We start from the raw sequence: 18996 nt of genomic DNA, 5'->3' as shown, positions 1-18996 counted from the left end.
AACGCTTTTACAGCTCTCGCTGCTATCGTTCGCCAGCTAATTGCCTGGTCAATTTGCCACGGAATCAGGTGGTCAACATCCCCGGAATATCAACTTTCGGGCTTGATGCGATACTTAACAAATATTACAGTAATGAAAATGCGTCAATAAAATTCACACAAGCAGAAATTACTATTCTCGAAAATACTTTTCGAGATGGTAACCTACTTAGTTATAGAGAGGCTCGCCGCCAAATCAATATGCCACGAGTTCTTAAAGGGATTAAGCCAGTATCTATTCAGGCTATTATTCGCAGAACAAAAAGTTTAGAGAGCTACGGCAAATATTTTATCGAGCGACAAGGGTCAGAAGGTGTTGAAGCCTTAATGATGCACCCCAAGAGGAGAGGGCCGGACTTTCCGGGGGATTTATATCAGGCCGATGGAAGTAAGTACGCCTTTCCTTATCGCACGAGTGAAGGAAAAGTAGGCTACCTAGTTATGATTGCCGCTATCGACGTTTTCTCCCATAAAATAGTTGGATATACTTTGTCACAAAGCGAAACTTTTGCAAGCTATTTCGAGGTTTTCAAACAATCGATCTTAGAAACTAATACAATTCCCGCAGAATTAGTGATAGATAATCACCGATGCTTGCATTCAGGAATTGCCAAGGTGTATTTTGAAAAAATGCGTACCATGGGAGCCTTAGTCAGACACAGCAAAGTAGGTAACAAACAAGATAAATCCTATATAGAAAACTTTTTTAACGTATTTAACTTGCTATTCTCTAAAAAAGTAAGTGGTTACCAGGGAGAAACCATTCGCAGTCAAAGGGTAGGGGCGCGTCCTAATGAAGATGAGCGGTCATACTATACCCACCCAAAAAACCTGAGGTCCAAGCTCGAACTTGAAAGATTGATTAAACAAGAAATTGAATCTTACAACTGTACTTATGAATTTAAAAATTCAGTGCCGCAACTGCTCTTTGCCAATTCAATAATGCAGCATACTATTACTTTGGATGGCAACTTAAAACGTGTACTGCTATTCGAAGAAAGACTACATCATCTTCTAAGGTTAGGCGTAAGCTTCAAATATAATAATGAGACGCATGAATATGTAATGAAGGAAGATTAAGTCGATTTCTTGTTAAAGTACATTAACAAAGATATCGTTTTACGATTTGATCCCGACAGCCTCGAATACTTGTTTCTATACGAAAAAAGCAGTTATTCCCTAATTTGTGAACTGGAGCGTCATATTGAAATACCATCGGCAAAGGCCACCCGAACTGCTGAAGACAATGCACGATTATTAAAGTTTGGGTTAGAACAAGCTGCTGCGAAAAGGAAGCTAAATGAAGAAGTATTTGGAGATTCAAATTATACCGGCCGAATTCCTCAATCTGTTTATGCGAAAGAAAATAACATAGAATCAGAAAGTATTATCGTGGGTAAACAACCTATTAAACTAAAAAAAACTACAAAACTTGAAAAGATCGATTTAGGCGAAAAAGTCGATAAGGCTGACACTAACAATTTAGTTGTCGATTTGAAGCTAGCTTTATCTGAATTATTTAAAGTTAAAGGATCAAATGCGACCGTAAACTAATTTTATGGTATTTCACCCGGAAGACTTTGATTTTGAGCGACTACGAAATTTTCAGGTAAAAGAAATTTTGCAAACAACGAACTTTAATACCATACAGCAGGTCTGCAAACAAGCGCAACGATTTTCAACGATGAATGTCATCATTGCGGAGACTGGGTATGGCAAAACCAATGCCTTAGAATATTTCGCTGAAAACAACGACCATGTTATTTATGTATCCGTGACAAGGGCCATGACATCGAAAGTTATGTATGGCGCCATCTTAAAAGCAGCGGGATGGAAAAATATTTACCGGGAAAGCTCACTATTTCATATCATCGAAAGCATCGGTTATTATCTGAAAGAAACTCCTGAAAAAAAATTGCTGATCATCGACGAGGGCAATCAAATTTCGGATCCCAATTTAATTCACTTACATGACTTGCGTGATGCTACGCAATACATATCAGGTATAGTAATTGCCGGCCCCAAGCAATTTCAGACAAAAATGGAACATTACGAAGAAACAAACAGATTCGGAATGCCAGAGTTTATAAGGCGTATTTTTAGTTGGGTCGAGCTTGATGCACCGACTTTCGCTGAGAAGTGTCAATTATACCAAGCTCACGGATTCAAAAACAAAAAGATTATTGAGGCTTACGCTAGAACAGATAAAACAATAGCTGAGTCCTACAAGAACATTCAGCGAGTTGCTATGCTGTACCTAAAAAGCATCGGTGAACTTTAATATTCATGAATTTAAAAATGGGAACATTTTGTTTTATTGATGTGGAACAATTTGTTACGAACAATCCACATCACTAATCTTCGCATATCAAAAGATGTGTTTGAAAGTAAATACTTGTCAATAATCGCACCATAAGTATTATCAGACACAGAAACGTTATAATGCTTTAGATGTTAGTTTTAGAGATTGTTTAAGATGACTTAAACCCGAAAGATTAAAATTCAATTACAATATTATCATTGCCGGGTAGGGCATTAAACACTATTTTGTTTTTGTCTGCAACAAAATTAATTGGCTTTCCTTTTTGGCTAACGGATCTTATTTTTCGACTATTAACATTTAAATTAATGGTTAAAGGCTGGTCAAAGTTTTGCCCGTTGCTCAATGTGTCTGTAAGGGCTAATTTCCAGGTTTTACTTGAGCGGCTTGTTGCTGTTAATTTGGCGCTGTTACGTTCTTTATGATATTGTAGCACATTTCTAAAAGGTGCTATCCAAACATCAGCTTTACGTTGCTCCAGTTGGGCTAAATGTTTTTTAAACGTAGCTTCCGGAGTAATTATCCACCCATCAGCAATACCATGGTAGGTTGGGCAAAACCAACCGCCATCGGCAATGGTCTGATCAATATATTTACCAAAGTTATTCATGCTGCCCAAATCGGCTATCATAACACTGTTCACTTTGTAATAATCATCGTTGGTTTTAGCAAAATTATACTTGTTATAAGCGTATGGCTTGTTTTGCGTGGCCCTTGCTCCAATATAAAATTTAGTGATGGTTTGCCTTATTTGTTGATCCTTTTCGGTAGTGCCGCCGCCTTCGCCAAACGGATATGCAAGGGTAATAACTTTTTGCGATGTTAAGCTGGTATTTATCAGCTTGTTTGATACTATACTTTCTATAGCAATACTGTCAAGCGGCATGTTTTTAAAATGCGGATGAGTGATGCAATGGTTTCCTATTTCATTACCGGCTAACACCGCTTTGTTTATCACATCCCAGTTCTTTACCTGATTATTAACGGTGTTTACAGTGACGAAGAAGGTGGATTTGAACCCATATTGCATAAGCAACGGCAACGCTATATAATATTGGCCATGCAAGCCATCATCAAACGTAAGTGTTACCGCTGCTTTTTTATTATTGAGCCACGGCGCAATAGTGTAATCAAGCTTGTTAGCTTTTTGGGCAAAACAACCAATACTACTTAAACCTAATGATATAAAGCACACTAAAAATCTCATCGTCAATAAATTATATATAATAACTACCAGCTGAGTTGTTGCTTGAATAAAATGCCATTATCGGAAGAGCGGTTTAAACTTTAGTTATTAAAGAACTACCTAACCGGAATGATCAGGTAGTTTTAATAATAATGTTTTTTATCTCTTCGGCTTAGCGATACATCGTGATGGACTTTACCAAGCCGGCAAATTTTTCCCTGTAAACTTGTGCATCAGGAAAGAGGGCCTTCATTTCGCTCTCTTTAAGTAAGCTAACTTCATTTACAACATCAATTGCTTTTTCCTTTGGTAATTTGCCAATATGGCCCAGTTTAAAGTTAGTGGTAAGAAAAACTTTTAAACCTTTCGGCAAAAACTGAAACATCGGAAATAACCAATGGGGTTCGATAGGGAAGTAATAATTTGGTGTTTGCACATGATAGCTTTTACCAACCCTTCTTATTTCATCAGCCATTTTCTGCTGATTTTCTTTTGTGTACAAATGCTCTATTACAGAGTTTGAAAAAACCATGTCAAATTCACCGTCAGCGTAGCGGCTAAGGTCGGTTGCATCGCCCACAACACTGGTTATATTGTTATAACTTGCCGGGTTTTCAAATAAATTATATAAAGTAATATGGATCTTCGCAGGGTCTAAATAATTCATCCTTTCCCAATAAATCTCCATTCCTCCCACATCTAAAATGCGTATTGGTTTGTCAGTTTTTATTTTTTCTAAATGTTCAACAAAAAATTTAAATCTCTTTTCTCTAAATTTCTGATTAAGCGAAAATTTGTTACCGGGGTCAAGATATTTGTTAGCCATATTTGGTAGTAAACCTAATTAAATATTTTTAAAAAGCAGAATTTTATGCACTAAACAGCACACTGATATACATCGATCGCAACAAATTTTAATATAATTAAACACCGCCAGGTAGAGCCGAAATATATTTTTCATTAGCAAACTATGCTGAACAGTATGGATCAACGACATACGATTTTTGAATGGCACAAAAAGTCGCGCCTGGATACTTAGATTGTGTAAATTTAAAATACATGAGTTCAAATTTCACGATCCAAAGAAAATGTGTGCATTGTAAACAAACTTCAATGCCAAAACCGTTGTAACTCGATTTTGCGGCAAACTGTCTAATATTGGAGAAACGACAGTCTGTAAAATTGACTATTGTAATAGAGTAAGTCCTTAATGAGTGTATAGAATCCCTATTTTAGCCCCGCTACAAAATACAACGTTTTATAAAGGATTTTTGTGATAGTTAATACTTGCTTCCACTAAAAAAATGATCTTGAAAAAACTGCATCTTCATTATTGATGGTACTAAATTCGCACAACCAGTGTTGCAATGAGCGCGTTTGCACAAAAAGCAAACGATACGACCGGAATTTTTTTTATTAATGCCAGTGGTGGGATACATAACCACGCGGGAACTAAACTTGGCTATATTGATAAGAACAGTATGGTTAGGGATAATACCGGTAAGGAATTGCATCTTATCGACAATACGGAAACTTTATCGGTGCTGGCGGCGAAAATCAGGTATGGTCAAAAAGAATAGATCATATTATATATATGGCGAAAACGTTTTGATTACGAAGATATTGACAAGGAGAACTGCGCCATTTTAGATCCGCAGTGGCATAATTTTGGAACCACGTACAAAAACTTTAAGCTTCATGCTTGCGCCGCACATTGCTATTGGTTAATGAAGGCAAAAGAAAAAGCGGCGAATAAAGCATAATTATAATTACCAATTTAAATCAAGACCTATGGATATGAGCAAAATGCCGGAAGGTATCGATCACAATAAAATGCATAAAGGGCATGATGCCCACATGGGCATGTCGGAGCATGACCACCATGCCATGATGATCGCTGATTTTAAAAAGCGATTTTATGTGGTGCTGATATTGACCATTCCTATTATTTTGTTATCTACCATGATACAGCATTTTATGGGGGTAAACTGGGAATTTACAGGCTCTTCCTATATTTTGTTTGTTTTATCCTCTATCGTATTTGTTTATGGTGGCTGGCCTTTTCTAACAGGTTTGGTTACTGAAATAAAAACCAAAAGTCCAGGCATGATGTTCCTCATCGGCTTTGCCATTACCGTTGCCTACAGCTATAGCGTTGCTATCGTATTCGGTTTGAAAGGGATGGATTTCTTTTGGGAACTGGCCACCCTTATTTTGATCATGCTGTTGGGCCACTGGATAGAAATGAGGTCCGTAATGGGCGCATCAAAGGAACTGGAGTTATTGGTTCAACTCATGCCAGCCGAAGCACACATGGTTATGCCGGATATGGTGCATGACGTAAAAACAGACAGCCTGAAAGAAAAGGATATCATCCTCATAAAGCCTGGTGAAAAAGTGGCAGCCGACGGGATCATACTGGAAGGAGAAAGTTACCTGAACGAATCGATGCTGACCGGTGAATCTAAGCCGGTATTAAAAGTAAAGGGGGATAAGGTAATCGCCGGTTCTATCAACGGCAATGGCTCCTTTAAAGTAACGGTTTCCCATGCAGCTAAAGATTCCTATTTGTCCCAGGTGGTCAAACTGGTAGATGATGCGCAAAAATCTAAATCTCAGACACAGTTATTGGCAGATACTGCAGCCAAATGGCTAACCGTAATTGCGTTGGTTACAGGCATCGGTACATTTCTATACTGGTACTTAACAGGGCAGACTTTGGCATTCGCGATGGAAAGAATGGTAACGGTGATCGTTATTTGCTGTCCTCATGCTTTGGGGTTAGCGGTACCGCTTGTCGTAGCCAAATCAACCGCTTTGTCTGCAAAACACGGCCTTTTGATCAAAAATAGAACTGCTTTTGAAAATGCAAGGAAAATTACCACGATTGTATTTGATAAAACGGGGACGCTCACCGTTGGGAAGTTTGAAGTATCGAAAGTGGTATTGTTGGATAAAGATATTAACGAGAACGAGTTGATACGCCTGGCATCGGCTTTAGAACAAAAGTCAGAGCATCCCATTGCGACAGGAATCCTGCAAAAAGTTAAAGACCTGAAAATAACGATCCCACAGGCCGAAAATTTTAAGGCGATTACCGGGCAGGGTGTTGAAGCCACTGTAGAGGGCAAAAAACTTTTGGTTGTCAGTCCCGGTTATTTAAAGGATAATGACATTACGCTCCCGGATGGTTTTAGTGCTAATGACACCGAAACAGTGGTGTTTGTATTGATCGATCAAAAACTGACAGGCTATATAGCCTTATCAGATGAGATACGTCCCGAATCAGCGGAAGCTATCAAAATATTGAAAGAAGAGAACATCAAGTCTATCCTTCTTACTGGTGACAACAAAAAAGTAGCTGCCAGCGTAAGTAAAACATTAGGTATGGATAGTTTTATTGCCGAGGTATTGCCGCATCAAAAATTAGAAAAGATCAAAGAACTACAAAGTAAAGGCGAGTTTGTAGCGATGACCGGGGACGGTGTTAACGATGCGCCTGCGCTGGCACAGGCAGATATCGGTATAGCTGTAGGGTCGGGAAGCGATATTGCGGCGGAAACGGCTGGGATTGTTCTGGTTAACAGTAATCCCAAAGATATTGTTAGCCTGGTATTGTTCGGTAAAGCAACTTACCGTAAAATGATACAGAACCTGATCTGGGCAACAGGTTATAATGTAATTGCTTTACCATTGGCTGCCGGTGTGCTCTATAACCATGGTATTGTGTTAAGTCCGGCCGTAGGTGCCGTGTTAATGACTGTCAGCACCGTGGTTGTTGCTATCAATGCCAGTTTATTAAAAGTAAGGGCTTAATTATTATTAGTAAGAAAGAGATAGTATTTGCGCAGTGGTTAAACATATTTTAGCACGAATGCCTGTAAATCAGCGGGGAATTAAATACAACTGTATATTTGCACCACGATGGTAAAGCCAATATTGATCAACGATTTTCTGCAGGTGCAGGTTGACATCCCTCTTATTGATGTACGAACATCTGCGGAATTTGAGCATGGCCATATCGCGGATGCGTTTAGCCTGCCACTTTTCAGTAATGAAGAGCGGGTTAAAGTAGGTACAACTTACAAGCAGGTTGGCCGTGAAGAGGCTATCCTTTTAGGGTTCGACCTCACAGGCCCTAAGTGGTCGGGCTTTATTAAGCAAGCTTTATTAATTGCACCGAATAAAAAGATAGCAGTTCACTGCTGGCGCGGCGGTATGAGGAGTGGGGCCATGGCCTGGGCGCTTGATCTCTATGGCTTCGAAGTTTACGTTATACAGGGCGGTTATAAAAAATATCGTGGCTGGGTGCACCAGCAGTTTGAAAAACAATACCAGCTTCAAATTCTTGGCGGCATGACCGGTTCAGGTAAAACCCGGCTATTACATCAACTTCAGCGCATGGGCGAGCAGGTGATTGACCTGGAAGATCTGGCACAGCACCAGGGTTCATCTTATGGCAGCATGAACAAAATGCTGCAGCCGACACAGGAGCAATTTGAAAATAACCTGGCCAATCAGCTCAGAAAGTTGGACAACCAAAAAAAGATTTGGGTGGAAGATGAAAGCCTGACCATAGGTAAACGTTCGATACCTAATTCCTTCTGGCATCAAATGCGGGATGCGCCAATGATTAATATCATTGTTGACTTTGAACAACGGGTTGACGCATTGGCAGCTGAATATGGTTGTTTATCCAAAGAGTTTCTAATAGAATCTACCGAGCGCATCCGTAAACGGCTCGGTCCGGAGCAAACCAAGTACGCTATAGAAGCTATCATGGAAGGCCGCATGAAAGACTTTGTAAAGATCGTTCTGGTTTACTATGACAAAACCTACCGAACCGGTTTAAGCAAACGAAATAAAGCGCGGGTATTTTCATTGGAACTAAAAGACGCCAACATTGCAACACATGTTCATCACGTTTTAAATTTTACTCCTAATATACTTGATACTAATGGATAATCAAACCATAAGACTGACTCAATACTCGCACGGTGCAGGTTGCGGCTGTAAAATTAGCCCCGCAATCCTTGATAAGATACTGCACAGCCCTGTAGCTGCAATTCCTGATGCGAGGCTATTGGTAGGTAATGATAAACGAGACGACGCAGCCGTGTTAGATTTGGGTAACGGCACCGCTTTGATCTCTACAACCGACTTTTTTATGCCGATTGTAGACGATGCCTATGATTTCGGGCGCATCGCTTCGACTAATGCCATAAGTGACGTTTATGCCATGGGCGGTAAACCGGTATTGGCCATTGCTATTTTAGGGTGGCCAATTGATAAGTTACCGCCGGAGGTTGCTCAAAAAGTACTGGAAGGATCAAGGGCCGTGTGTGCCGAGGCGGGTATCACTTTAGCAGGCGGCCATAGTATTGATTGCCCCGAACCTGTATTTGGCTTGGCGGTTAATGGGATCGTTAATATCTCACAATTGAAACAAAATTCCACTGCTACCACTGGTTGTCGTTTATACCTCACCAAAGCTTTGGGCGTGGGTATCTTGTCAACCGCTCAAAAGCGAGGGGTATTACTGCCAGAAGATGCAGCTATCGCATTAAAGAGCATGACCACCTTAAATAAGCTTGGCGAAGTATTTGGCCGGATGGACAATGTAAAGGCCATGACCGATGTAACCGGCTTTGGCTTATTAGGCCACCTCACAGAAATGTGCGAAGGCAGCGGTTTAGCGGCAGTTATTGAGTTTGATAAAGTACCGGTTATTCCATTGTTAGCGGGTTACCTGGAACAAAAGTGTTTTCCGGGCGGTACACAGCGTAACTGGAACAGTTACGGTAGCAAGATTAGCCCGTTGACCGAAGAACAGAAACATATATTAGCCGATCCGCAAACAAGCGGCGGCCTGCTGGTAGCTGTCGCAGAAGAAGGAACTGCAAGATTTGAAGCAGAGCTACAAGACCTTGGCCACATTTTAGTGCCTATTGGTTGGTTAAAACAACCAGATAGTGGTGGTGCTTTGATATCAGTAATCTAATTACTTTTTATTTAGAAGGGCGTTCCTGCATTTCAATATAAACCCATTTGCTTTTTGATTATCTTTTATGAATACATTTGATCTTGTAATAAAGCACTATAATTCCACCTCAATGAAAATTAAAACAATCCTAACAATTTGCTGCCTGTTAATAGCCGGCTTATGGTCTTCAACAGCCAAAGCGCAGACATCCCCGGTAGCTGTACCTTCCGTACTTAATAACTATCCCTGGACAAACAGTGAATTGATGGAGCCTGCTATACTTGCTGCAAGCATTAAAGGAAACCCGGGTAAATTACCGCTAATACTAAACATTGGTGCGGTTGAAGACATTAAAGGAGCTAAACATATTGGTGCAGCCGGTAAAATAGAAAACCTGAAAGCGCTAAAAAGCATAGTAACTGTGCTACCTAAAAACACCGCTATCGTAATTTATTGCGGCTGTTGCCCTTTCCCAAAATGTCCGAACATCAGGCCGGCTTTCCAGGAATTGAAGAAAATGGGCTTTACAAACGTAAAGCTGCTAAATCTTCCGGTAAACCTGCAAACCAATTGGATCGCTAAAGGATATCCGTTGGCAGGAAGCTGATTCTAATCATAGTTGCATTACGCCAAATGCATCACCGCATACAAAGCCGCTGTAGATGTAGCGATCCGCAGCACCACACCTTGAAACAAAGGCTAAAACCTACTGCTGTTAACACACTTCTCGACAAACCGCCACCGATCAGGAACAGGGTCAAGGTTAAACCAACTTTAGCTACCGAGATAAAGAGCGGGCTCACCATTTTCATATGGGTGGCGGATAATTGTATCGGGGTGGCGCAAAGATATTCAGGACGGGTTTCTGCAAGCTGGTCTCAATTAATAAGTAACAAAAGATCTTCTTTTTGAGCCATGGTGGCCTGATACCCGATCTCGAAGATCTCATCTGCATATTTCATTTCAACCATATTGTATGGCGTAAGCAGCGGCGCTATCAATATATCGCATAGCCTTGCCTGGGAAGCACAATTTTCAGCGTTTGCCAAATGAAAACATCGTTCCAGCACCTGAAGCCGTGACAATTTGATCCCTTCACTGTTGACCAGTTTATTGACTTGTGACCCGATGATCTTATCGCATTTGCCGGTCAGGCAATCTACCGGAAAATCATTGAGCACGCCGCCATCTACCAGCAAAAAATGCTTATGGGGAATCGGATCAAATACTGCCGGGACTGCTGATGAACCGACGATAACCTCATTCAAAACGCCTTCAGAAAAAGTTATGCTGCTGCAATTGTTCAGATCAGTAGCCGTTACAAATAATGGGATCTTTAGCAGCGCAAAATCATTTTGTGGTAAGGCTTCCATCAGCACGTCCTTTAAAACTTCAGGTGAAAAAAGGCCTCCGGCAGTAAGGATTACAGCCATGACACTCATGGGCGAATGATCCTTTGCCATGCTTAATATTTGCATGGGTGTATAACCGGCTGCATATAAAGCCCCGATAACCGCGCCCGAGCTAACGCCTGAGATCACTGTTGGTTTAATACCCAATTCCTCCAGCGCCTTTAACAGACCAAGATGGGCTATTCCCTTTACGCCGCCACCCGAAAGCACTAATCCGATCTTCGCCATTTATAGATTATCTGTCTTCAAAACGACCGGTTTTTTTATGGACAACAATCTTATATATGATCAACTCGATGGTTGTACCGATATCGCTTTCCTCATCCGCAAAACCATGTTCACGGGTAATAGAATCGTCGATGATGTAAGGCGTGATCCTATTAGTCAATTGTTGCAGTACTTTTTGCTTTTCGGCCATGTCCGTGATCTCTTCAAATCTTCCCCAGGCAATGGCCGTCTCCCAATTCGTTACATCCTTAATGTTTTCTACCTCGAAACAAATTTCGGGGTTTTCCCGCATCATGTCGATCTTCATCCCCTTAGCGGAATGACAATAAATGTTCGCCCCGTCATAAACATAATTTACCGGAACAATATAGACCACTCCCTCTGATTGACACCCGATCCTTCCGGTCAGTTCATTTTTCAATAAGGCTTCTATTTGTGTATCGTTGAGTTCTCTTAACATTGTTTTGATTTAAATTCTTTAAATAAATTAAGACGATTTCTTGTGATCAATCATCGCTTGTTTTAGCTCTCCTGATATTTTTAAGACAGCAAGAATTTATTTTCACGCATTACACCTTCCGCCAATTTGAAGAGTTCCTTTTTTACATCATAATATTCCGTGGTCAGCATGCTGATCAGGTCGGATAAGGTATTGTTCTCGATCGCTAAATAGGAGATGTCTTCAGTAGCTTCGTTTTCAGCGATCAGGCTTAAACGATCCAGTTGCATACTGCACTGCATATGGGCATCTTTCATGTCTAATTGCAGTTTCAAGAGCTTATTGCTAACATCTTTTAATTTGGCAACGTCAATTGGCTCAAATAAGCGGATAAAATAATCTTGCTGTAAATGTCCCAGGAAATCAGTTTCAATTTGAAAGAATTCAAGATCAGATACCCAGCGTTTGGTGCTAATGTAGTATTGCTCTGCGCGGTCGGACATTTCAGTTACGTTTTCCATTTGATTTAATTTGGGATACCGCATTGACGGTACTTGGTGTATTGATGGTGTAAATTTCAGGAAACGCCGTGTAAGTGCCGATGATGCGAATCAGGGTAAAAAGTGATTCGCAACACATACTCATTTAATTGGGTTAGCCGATTATTGCAAAAAAAAGATCGGAGGCTACAGCAGTAGTCTCCGATCTGAAAATATTTAACTTCTGTCCGGTTCTAAAAAGGGTCTGCATATTCACTGAACCTGATCAGTTTTTTATTAACAAATTCTTCGACCCCAAGGGCAGATAGCTCACGGCCGTAACCGGAACGTTTAGTGCCCCCGAAAGGAAGATCAGGCTGTGTCCAGGTAGGGTGATTGATGAAAACCATACCGGTATCGATCATGGCCGCGACATTTTTGCCTCTTTCTTTATCAGCGGTAAATACTGTACCACCCAAGCCAAATGGCGAGTCATTAGCCAGCCTGATGGCATGTGCTTCATCTTTAACGCGATAAAATGACGCTACCGGTCCGAACAACTCTTCATGATAAGCAGCCATGCCTGGTTCAATATCCGTTAATATCGTAACTTCCATAAAAGCACCCGGACGGTTTATGCGTTTGCCACCAAGGATTACCTTTGCTCCGTCATCTACCGAGCGTTTAACCTGATCTGCAAGCTGCACAGCCGCAGCTTCGCTGCTTAAAGGGCCAAGCTGTGTTTCACTATCCATTGGGTCACCAACTTTCAACCCTGTTAGTTGTGCCTTGAACTTGGTCAAGAACTCATCTGCGACCGCCTCCGCTACGATGAACCTTTTTGCGGCAACACAGCACTGGCCGGTGTTATTCATGCGGCCTATTACCGCCCAGGCCACCGCCTGGTCAATATCGGCGTCTTCCAAAACGATGAATGCATCACTACCGCCTAATTCTAAAACAGATTTTTTCAATGCTTTTCCTGCTGCTGCGGCCAAGCTCGCACCCGCAAGTTCACTGCCCGTCAGGGAAACCCCTTTGATGCGTTCATCGGCGATATATTGGGAAACATTGGCGCCGGAAATAAATAGGTTCGTGTATAGTCCTTTTGGAGCCCCTGCCTCTAAAAATATATTTTCAATGGCTTGCGCACATTGCGGTACATTAGAGGCGTGTTTAACCAGAACCACGTTGCCGGCCATAATATTTGGTGCTGCGAAACGGGCGACTTGGTAGAAGGGAAAATTCCACGGCTCTACACCAAGGAGCACGCCGATCGGACTTTTCTGAATGTATGCCTCACCAAATTCAGGCTTTAAATGCTCGTTTACCAAAAAATGTTCGCCATTGGTGGCGTAATAGTCGATGATATCCGCGCTTAGAGCGATCTCGCCCTGGCTTTGCGCATATAATTTACCCATCTCTAAAGTAATTAGCTTTGAAAGCTGATCTGATCTGTCACGCATCATCTGCGCAACACGGTGTAATACTTCCGCTCTTCTGCCTGACTTATGGCGGCATCGATGGTCTCCGGCTTCATTTCTTCAAATGTTTTAACAACTTTGTTGTTAAAGGGATTAATGGTTGCTATAGGCATAATTAGTTTTTATATATAAGGACCGCTGCTATTAGGATCACGAAGTCTTTCTGCAAAACTGCTGATAATAGGCCGTTGGACCGATGTCACCGGTCACCCGGTAAACTGATCTTCGTCAACTTTTTGATCTTGTTCATTGAGAAGGTAATTATTCAGGATCACGACGAAATTGCTCACCGCGTCTTTTATTTTGCCTAAGTGACCGAATATCTTCTCCTCGTTCATGTACTTGTAGTAATGCTCGATCAGCGAGGCGGAAAGCTGAATGTTAGTTAACGGGGACCGCAAATCATGAGATACTTTGGCCAGGAAAACGGTTTTCGAATGGTTGATATCAATCTGTTTTTGCAGTAGCGCGTGTAGTTGCGCGTTTTCCAATTCCAGCTGATCGATCCGCTTAACTGAAAGGTCCTGTTTTATTTTCATAGAAATGCGCGGTACCATGATGGATAGGTTAAGTTTTTCTTTCACAATCATTTGCCGGTGCGGGCCAGGCTGTCTTTTTTTTGTTGCTTAGCCAAGTTTTTGAAGTAGCCTTTAAAAAAGAAATTATGTTTTAAAGCCTCCATGTTTTGATTGAAGCCATCAGTGCCTTTTTGCACGTTATCAAGGCTCAAACTGATCTTTTTGGTCATTGTAGAATCTCTAAGCAGGCCATGCAATGGTCCTTTTCCATTAGAAAGGTCATGATTGACGTTTTGGACAATCTCCTGTAGTTGCCCCGTCATTTGGTTGGCATGTTCAGTCGACGAGCGGATATTGCTTATAGCACTTTTGAGATCGCCCGCCACTGCAGGATCTGAAATTAATACGCCAGCTGCGCCCTTGCCTTGTTTGATGTGCACGATCATATCGTTTAATCCCCGCGTCAGTTTGTCCGCGTTGACGCTCGCTTGATTGATGCTTTTTAAGGAAGAGCGCAAGCTGGTCCCTATCCGCTTATCGTTCAGCAATTTAATCAGTGCGCTGCTGTCGATCCCCAGGACGGCGTTTTTCAAGCTTTCGGATATGGTGGCAATATTGTTATTAGTCTTGGACAACGTCAGCAGCATTTCATCGGTATTGATCATTTTTTGTGCCGCCAGGATATCGCCGGTCTCTACCATCGGGCTGCTGCCTCGTTTCGCCTGTATGTTAACTACTTTATTCCCCATTAAGCCTTCTGTACCTATACCTGCTAATGCATTTTTGTGGATGAAAGCACTTGTTTTATTGTCAATCGCTAAGGTCACTTCGATCAGCGTGTCGTTGATCATCGTAATTTTTTTGACGGTCCCCGCCTGGATACCTGAGAACAGTACATTGTTCCCTTCCATCAACCCGTTAAGGTTATTAAAGCGGGCCTTCAATTCAAAGCTGCTGCCGAAGATATTCCTGTTCTTGCCGATCATATAAAAGGATGCCATGAGCACCAGCAAGCCTGCCAGTACAAACACACCCAGTTTAATATTATTTTCACCTTTATTTGCCATGGTCTATGATTCAAAAAATTGTTTAATCTTCTTGTCTCCTGAACTTTCAAGTGACTGGTAAGTGCCATCCGCGTAGCATATGCCGTCCAATAACAGCACCACCCGGTCGGATATATTTTTTACGCAATTCATATCATGTGAAATAATGATTGAAGACGTAAGATATTTTCTTTGTAAGGTTAATATCAGCTGATCGATCTCCCGCGCCGTAACCGGGTCAAGCCCTGTCGTCGGTTCATCGTACAAAATGATCTCGGGCTTGAGGATCATTGTGCGGGCCAGCGCGATCCTTTTCAGCATCCCACCGGATAATTCCTCAGGCATCATTTCTGTAGTGTGAGCCAGGCCCACGTTTTCCAAAGCCTCCTTTACCATTGAGTTGACCTTGGATTGGGTAAGGTCCGTCCAATGTCGGCGTAGGGGGAACTCCAGGTTTTCGCGGACGGTCATAGAATCATACAAGGCATTACCCTGAAACAGAAACCCCATTTTTGTACGAACTTTATCCAGTTCATCGTCACTTAATTTGGTGACATCATCACCAAATACATTGATGCTTCCTTTATCGGCCTTTAACAGCCCGATAATGCATTTAATTAGGACAGATTTACCGGAACCTGATTTGCCCAGGATCACTACGTTCTCTTCCTTATTGATAACGAGGTTAAAATCTTTCAGGACCACATTTGGTCCGAAACGCTTGAAAACATGTGAGATCGTAATAACCGGAATTTTCGGTTCGTCGTTTTGAACGGGCGCTTTCATTATTTTTAATTTAAGCCTAATAAGTTGGTGAACTGTACCGCTAAAAGGTCGATGACAAAAATGAGTACAGAAGCCAATACAACCGCTGAATTCGCCGAACTGCCTACACCTCTTGTTCCCTTGGTAGAGTTAAAGCCTTTATAACAGCCGATTATACCCACTGCAAATCCGAAGAAGATTGTTTTGATTACTGCCGGGAGCACGTCACTGTAGCCGATGCTCTGAAAGACTTGATTGAAAAAGAATTTGATGCTCGTTACTGAATTAATATTTACGCCGATGTAGGCACCTAACAGAGAGATGGCATCGCCTAATATGGTGAGTATTGGCAGCATAAAGGTAGTAGCGATGACACGCGTAGCCACCAGATATTTAGTCGGATTAGTCCCGCTTACTTCCATGGCGTCGATCTGCTCGGTCACTTTCATGGAGCCGAGTTCAGCACCAATGCTGCTGCCGATCTTGCCCGCAAAAATAAGCGCGGTGATCACCGCGCCTATTTCGCGTACAATGGCGATGCCCACCATCACCGGTAACTGGGATTCTACACCGTAGCTGACCAGCGAAGGCCTTAACTGCATGGTCAATACCAAGCCCATGATAAACCCGGTCAGGCCCACCAGCGGTAAGGACTTATAGCCAATGATATAGCATTGCGCAATCAATTCCTTTAGCTCATATCTGGGTTTCATCCCATGTGAAAAGAATCGCCCGGTGAATTTGGTAATGTTTCCGGTCTCGTCAAAGAATTCCCGCGTATTTGTCAGTAAAGGCATATTCTATATTTATTTAGGTAATTGGCGTCCGGTATCATGCCTATAAAAGCGCGATCTCGCGGTAACTTTGGGCCAGCAGGGAATCGATCTCTGCCTTGATCAGCACAGAAAGCTTATCTGTGTGGTCAGGTAACAGGTCAGCTACCTTAGCTAATGAGGCTACCTTTTGATAGTAGCTTTTATTTTCCCACGTTTCCAATCTTTTTTCAGCCTGCGCTAATTCCGTTTCAATTAATACTGCCGATATCTCCTGGCAGCGTTTTGTCTCGAATACATTATGGTATAGTGGTGTTTGAAGCAACATGCCTGATATTGATTAAAAGGTGAGTGATGATTATTAAAGCTGGAGGCCCGCCTCCAGCCAGGATTTAGTTTTCGTAATAGTCGATATTCAACTCGTTATCCACTATGCAAACACCGGGAGCGTTCCAGGCAATACGGTCCGCTTCATCTTTTTGATAAAGTGAATGTACCGAGCCTGTTAAAGTAACCCGGCTGCCGTTTACTTTTACTTCAATACCTTGGTCACTAACAGACCAGTTACGCGCAAGCGCTTCTTCAATCTCTTTCGTTTCGATCTCGTCATGGCTTTCGGCCTGGATCTTGATATCATTAGTTACGCCGATCACACCCATCAGCGGTTTGACCGCGTTTTTAGCTGCGTCTCTTTGGAAGTTCCAATGCAAGGCACCTTCCAGTTTTACCCATCCGTTTTCAACAACTACCTTGATCTTGCCATCTGGTATCCAGTTAGCTTTTAAAGCGTCGATTACTTCTTTGGCAATTTCTGTATCGCTTTTTCTGAAATCGCTCGGGAATTTGATGGTAATGTCTTCTGCTACCGCTTTTACGCCGGCAACACTTTTGGCGGCATTTTCAGCTTCTTTTTTTTTAAGGTAATTGTCAACGGTTCCGGTCAGCGTGATCACACCGTCTTTGGCAGTTACGCCAATTTCACCGGCGTTCAATAACGGTTCCCATTTGATCGCGTTTTCAACGTCTTGTTGCAATTCTTCGTTTGTTCTCATTTTCGATGTTTTCAGGGGCTTTAAGTTATTTGGCTTCCTGATACATCAAAGGTGCAGACAATCAGCTACCGGGGTAATGACGTTCGTCACCTGGGAATATGTTTAAAAACAGTTACCTTTTAAATGCATAGCCGATCCGGGCACATTCGCATGCATAACTTCAATCACGGGCAGCGGATTTTAATTTTTCCACTTCTTCATTAAGGCATTTGATCTCTGCTTTTTCTTTTGCGATATCCTGACGGATCAGCCCAAAGAGGCTCATGTAGGCATTGGCTACGTAAACTAAGGCAAAGCCCGCGATCAGATAGCCACGCCAGTCGGTCATTAATAAATGGTAACTGGTTAAAAAGAGAAAGACGATGGTTACGTAATGACTGAAGCAGTATTCACAGGTAAACAGGTAAAAAAACTTCCGTACCACTAAGGTTTTACCTTCCTTATTTCGTCGAACGCAATACTCCCGTGGTTCACGAAAAACCTCTTCATGCGTAACCGTCCAGGCCACGCAGGCGATGGGTATGGCCAGTAATAAAAGCCAGATAATTTGGAGGTAGATTGTCATTTTTTTTATTCGTTGAAGTCTATTGCGATCTCATTATCCACGGCCTGCACACCGGGAGCGTTCCAAGCCATCCGTTCCGCTTCGTCGCGTTGACTGTAGGATCTGACCACACCCGTCAACCGTACGTTGTTGCCAAGTACACTTACGTGGATATTAGCTTCGTCTATTGAAGCGCTGCGTCTGAATGCGCTTTCAATAGCGGCTTTCTCTAATTCGTTATCCGCTTCCGGTTCTATTGAAATATCATTAGAAAGAACTTTAACTCCGGGCAAATGCCTGATCGCTATTTGTGCAGCTTGTTTTTGATAATTCCACGGGAGTTCCCCTGTTAAGGTAACCCATCCGTTCTCTACTTGAACTTTAACCAGTTCATCAGGAACCTCCAAGTCCGTTTTTAAAGCATTTAAAACTTCCTGCGCTATCTCATCGTCAGTTATTTCGTGTTCATCCCTGTACGTAACATCTAATTTTTCTACAACCGCCTTTACACCAATTACATTTTTGGCCGCGTCTTCTGCCTTGGTCTTTTTCAAATGGGTGTCAACGGTACCTGTTAAGGTGATTATCCCGCCTTCGGCATTTACGCCAATTTTCGCCGCATGCAGGGTTGGTTCCTGGATATACCGCTGATATTGACCACCCAATTCCGGCGGAATGTGACCAGTGATTCCGCGTCAAATTGACCACCCCATTCCGGGGCAAACTGAC

General features: G+C 42.2%; 23 protein-coding genes. 8 read left to right on the top strand and 15 right to left on the bottom strand.

The window, feature by feature from the left end:
• The 3 genes from ACVW0P_RS21735 to ACVW0P_RS21725 all read left to right on the top strand — a co-directional run.
• Positions 1–1118 (top strand): hypothetical protein (locus ACVW0P_RS21735; RefSeq protein ID WP_457133928.1); only part of this gene is annotated, 1118 nt, incomplete at its 5' end.
• A gap of 9 nt (positions 1119–1127) precedes the next feature.
• The gene (locus ACVW0P_RS21730; protein WP_457133927.1) at positions 1128–1592 is read left to right on the top strand and encodes a hypothetical protein; all 465 of its coding nucleotides are present in this window, start codon (positions 1128–1130) and stop codon (positions 1590–1592) included.
• 4 nt (positions 1593–1596) lie between these two features.
• Positions 1597–2319, top strand: coding sequence for an AAA family ATPase (locus ACVW0P_RS21725; RefSeq protein WP_457133926.1), 723 nt, complete (start codon positions 1597–1599; stop codon positions 2317–2319).
• A gap of 214 nt (positions 2320–2533) precedes the next feature.
• Here the strand turns inward: ACVW0P_RS21725 and ACVW0P_RS21720 are convergent, their stop codons facing one another.
• Positions 2534–3565 (bottom strand): polysaccharide deacetylase family protein, encoded by a 1032-nt coding sequence (locus tag ACVW0P_RS21720; protein ID WP_457133925.1) that lies wholly within the window; start codon positions 3563–3565, stop codon positions 2534–2536.
• 151 nt (positions 3566–3716) lie between these two features.
• A complete protein-coding gene (locus tag ACVW0P_RS21715; RefSeq protein WP_457133924.1) occupies positions 3717–4370 on the bottom strand; it encodes a class I SAM-dependent methyltransferase in 654 nt (217 codons plus the stop codon).
• A gap of 541 nt (positions 4371–4911) precedes the next feature.
• Here ACVW0P_RS21715 and ACVW0P_RS21710 point away from each other — a divergent pair.
• The 5 genes from ACVW0P_RS21710 (at position 4912) to ACVW0P_RS21690 (ending at position 10134) form a co-directional block, all read left to right on the top strand.
• Positions 4912–5124: a hypothetical protein gene (locus ACVW0P_RS21710; RefSeq protein ID WP_457133923.1), complete on the top strand. Its 213-nt coding sequence runs from the start codon at positions 4912–4914 to the stop codon at positions 5122–5124.
• Positions 5125–5335: 211 nt separating this feature from the next.
• Positions 5336–7360: a copper-translocating P-type ATPase gene (locus ACVW0P_RS21705; RefSeq protein ID WP_457133922.1), complete on the top strand. Its 2025-nt coding sequence runs from the start codon at positions 5336–5338 to the stop codon at positions 7358–7360.
• Between the two features lie 108 nt (positions 7361–7468).
• The gene (mnmH, locus tag ACVW0P_RS21700; protein WP_457133921.1) at positions 7469–8509 is read left to right on the top strand and encodes a tRNA 2-selenouridine(34) synthase MnmH; all 1041 of its coding nucleotides are present in this window, start codon (positions 7469–7471) and stop codon (positions 8507–8509) included.
• The gene (selD, locus tag ACVW0P_RS21695) at positions 8502–9545 is read left to right on the top strand and encodes a selenide, water dikinase SelD (protein ID WP_457133920.1); all 1044 of its coding nucleotides are present in this window, start codon (positions 8502–8504) and stop codon (positions 9543–9545) included. Before mnmH ends, selD begins: the two co-directional genes overlap by 8 nt.
• Positions 9546–9657: 112 nt before the next feature.
• Entirely contained in the window at positions 9658–10134 is a 477-nt protein-coding gene (locus tag ACVW0P_RS21690) for a rhodanese-like domain-containing protein (protein WP_457133919.1), read from the top strand.
• A gap of 271 nt (positions 10135–10405) precedes the next feature.
• On the opposite strand, the gene ACVW0P_RS21685 is transcribed toward ACVW0P_RS21690, so the two are convergent.
• The 13 genes from ACVW0P_RS21685 to ACVW0P_RS21625 all read right to left on the bottom strand — a co-directional run bounded on the left by ACVW0P_RS21685 (position 10406) and on the right by ACVW0P_RS21625 (position 18932).
• The gene (locus tag ACVW0P_RS21685; protein ID WP_457133918.1) at positions 10406–11167 is read right to left on the bottom strand and encodes a patatin-like phospholipase family protein; all 762 of its coding nucleotides are present in this window, start codon (positions 11165–11167) and stop codon (positions 10406–10408) included.
• A 7-nt stretch (positions 11168–11174) separates the two neighbouring features.
• Entirely contained in the window at positions 11175–11627 is a 453-nt protein-coding gene (locus tag ACVW0P_RS21680) for a pyridoxamine 5'-phosphate oxidase family protein (protein WP_457133917.1), read from the bottom strand.
• Between the two features lie 80 nt (positions 11628–11707).
• The gene (locus tag ACVW0P_RS21675; protein ID WP_457133916.1) at positions 11708–12127 is read right to left on the bottom strand and encodes a hypothetical protein; all 420 of its coding nucleotides are present in this window, start codon (positions 12125–12127) and stop codon (positions 11708–11710) included.
• Between the two features lie 212 nt (positions 12128–12339).
• Positions 12340–13554, bottom strand: coding sequence for an NAD-dependent succinate-semialdehyde dehydrogenase (locus ACVW0P_RS21670; protein WP_457133915.1), 1215 nt, complete (start codon positions 13552–13554; stop codon positions 12340–12342).
• Complete coding sequence (locus tag ACVW0P_RS21665; RefSeq protein ID WP_457133914.1) at positions 13551–13682, bottom strand: hypothetical protein; 132 nt, start codon at positions 13680–13682, stop codon at positions 13551–13553. The genes ACVW0P_RS21670 and ACVW0P_RS21665 overlap by 4 nt, the downstream gene beginning before the upstream one ends.
• A 93-nt stretch (positions 13683–13775) precedes the next feature.
• Complete coding sequence (locus ACVW0P_RS21660; protein ID WP_457133913.1) at positions 13776–14153, bottom strand: histidine kinase dimerization/phospho-acceptor domain-containing protein; 378 nt, start codon at positions 14151–14153, stop codon at positions 13776–13778.
• A gap of 2 nt (positions 14154–14155) precedes the next feature.
• Positions 14156–15154, bottom strand: a complete 999-nt coding sequence (locus tag ACVW0P_RS21655; RefSeq protein WP_457133912.1) for an MlaD family protein — start codon at positions 15152–15154, stop codon at positions 14156–14158.
• A gap of 3 nt (positions 15155–15157) precedes the next feature.
• Positions 15158–15838 carry an ABC transporter ATP-binding protein gene (locus ACVW0P_RS21650; protein WP_457133911.1) on the bottom strand — a complete coding sequence of 227 codons (681 nt, stop codon included), beginning with the start codon at positions 15836–15838 and terminating at the stop codon, positions 15158–15160.
• A gap of 86 nt (positions 15839–15924) precedes the next feature.
• Positions 15925–16695 (bottom strand): MlaE family ABC transporter permease, encoded by a 771-nt coding sequence (locus ACVW0P_RS21645; protein WP_457133910.1) that lies wholly within the window; start codon positions 16693–16695, stop codon positions 15925–15927.
• 40 nt (positions 16696–16735) lie between these two features.
• The gene (locus ACVW0P_RS21640; RefSeq protein WP_457133909.1) at positions 16736–16999 is read right to left on the bottom strand and encodes an aldehyde dehydrogenase family protein; all 264 of its coding nucleotides are present in this window, start codon (positions 16997–16999) and stop codon (positions 16736–16738) included.
• Between the two features lie 64 nt (positions 17000–17063).
• On the bottom strand, positions 17064–17723 hold the full coding sequence (locus ACVW0P_RS21635; RefSeq protein WP_457133908.1) for a BON domain-containing protein: 660 nt from the start codon (positions 17721–17723) through the stop codon (positions 17064–17066).
• Positions 17724–17883: 160 nt separating this feature from the next.
• The gene (locus tag ACVW0P_RS21630; RefSeq protein WP_457133907.1) at positions 17884–18288 is read right to left on the bottom strand and encodes a hypothetical protein; all 405 of its coding nucleotides are present in this window, start codon (positions 18286–18288) and stop codon (positions 17884–17886) included.
• A gap of 5 nt (positions 18289–18293) precedes the next feature.
• On the bottom strand, positions 18294–18932 hold the full coding sequence (locus tag ACVW0P_RS21625) for a BON domain-containing protein (RefSeq protein ID WP_457133906.1): 639 nt from the start codon (positions 18930–18932) through the stop codon (positions 18294–18296).
• Positions 18933–18996: the final 64 nt, after the last annotated feature.

The organism is Mucilaginibacter sp. UYNi724, assembly GCF_054057495.1.
Note: the sequence above shows the minus strand (reverse complement) of the source record. Positions and strands in the feature narration are given on the sequence as shown.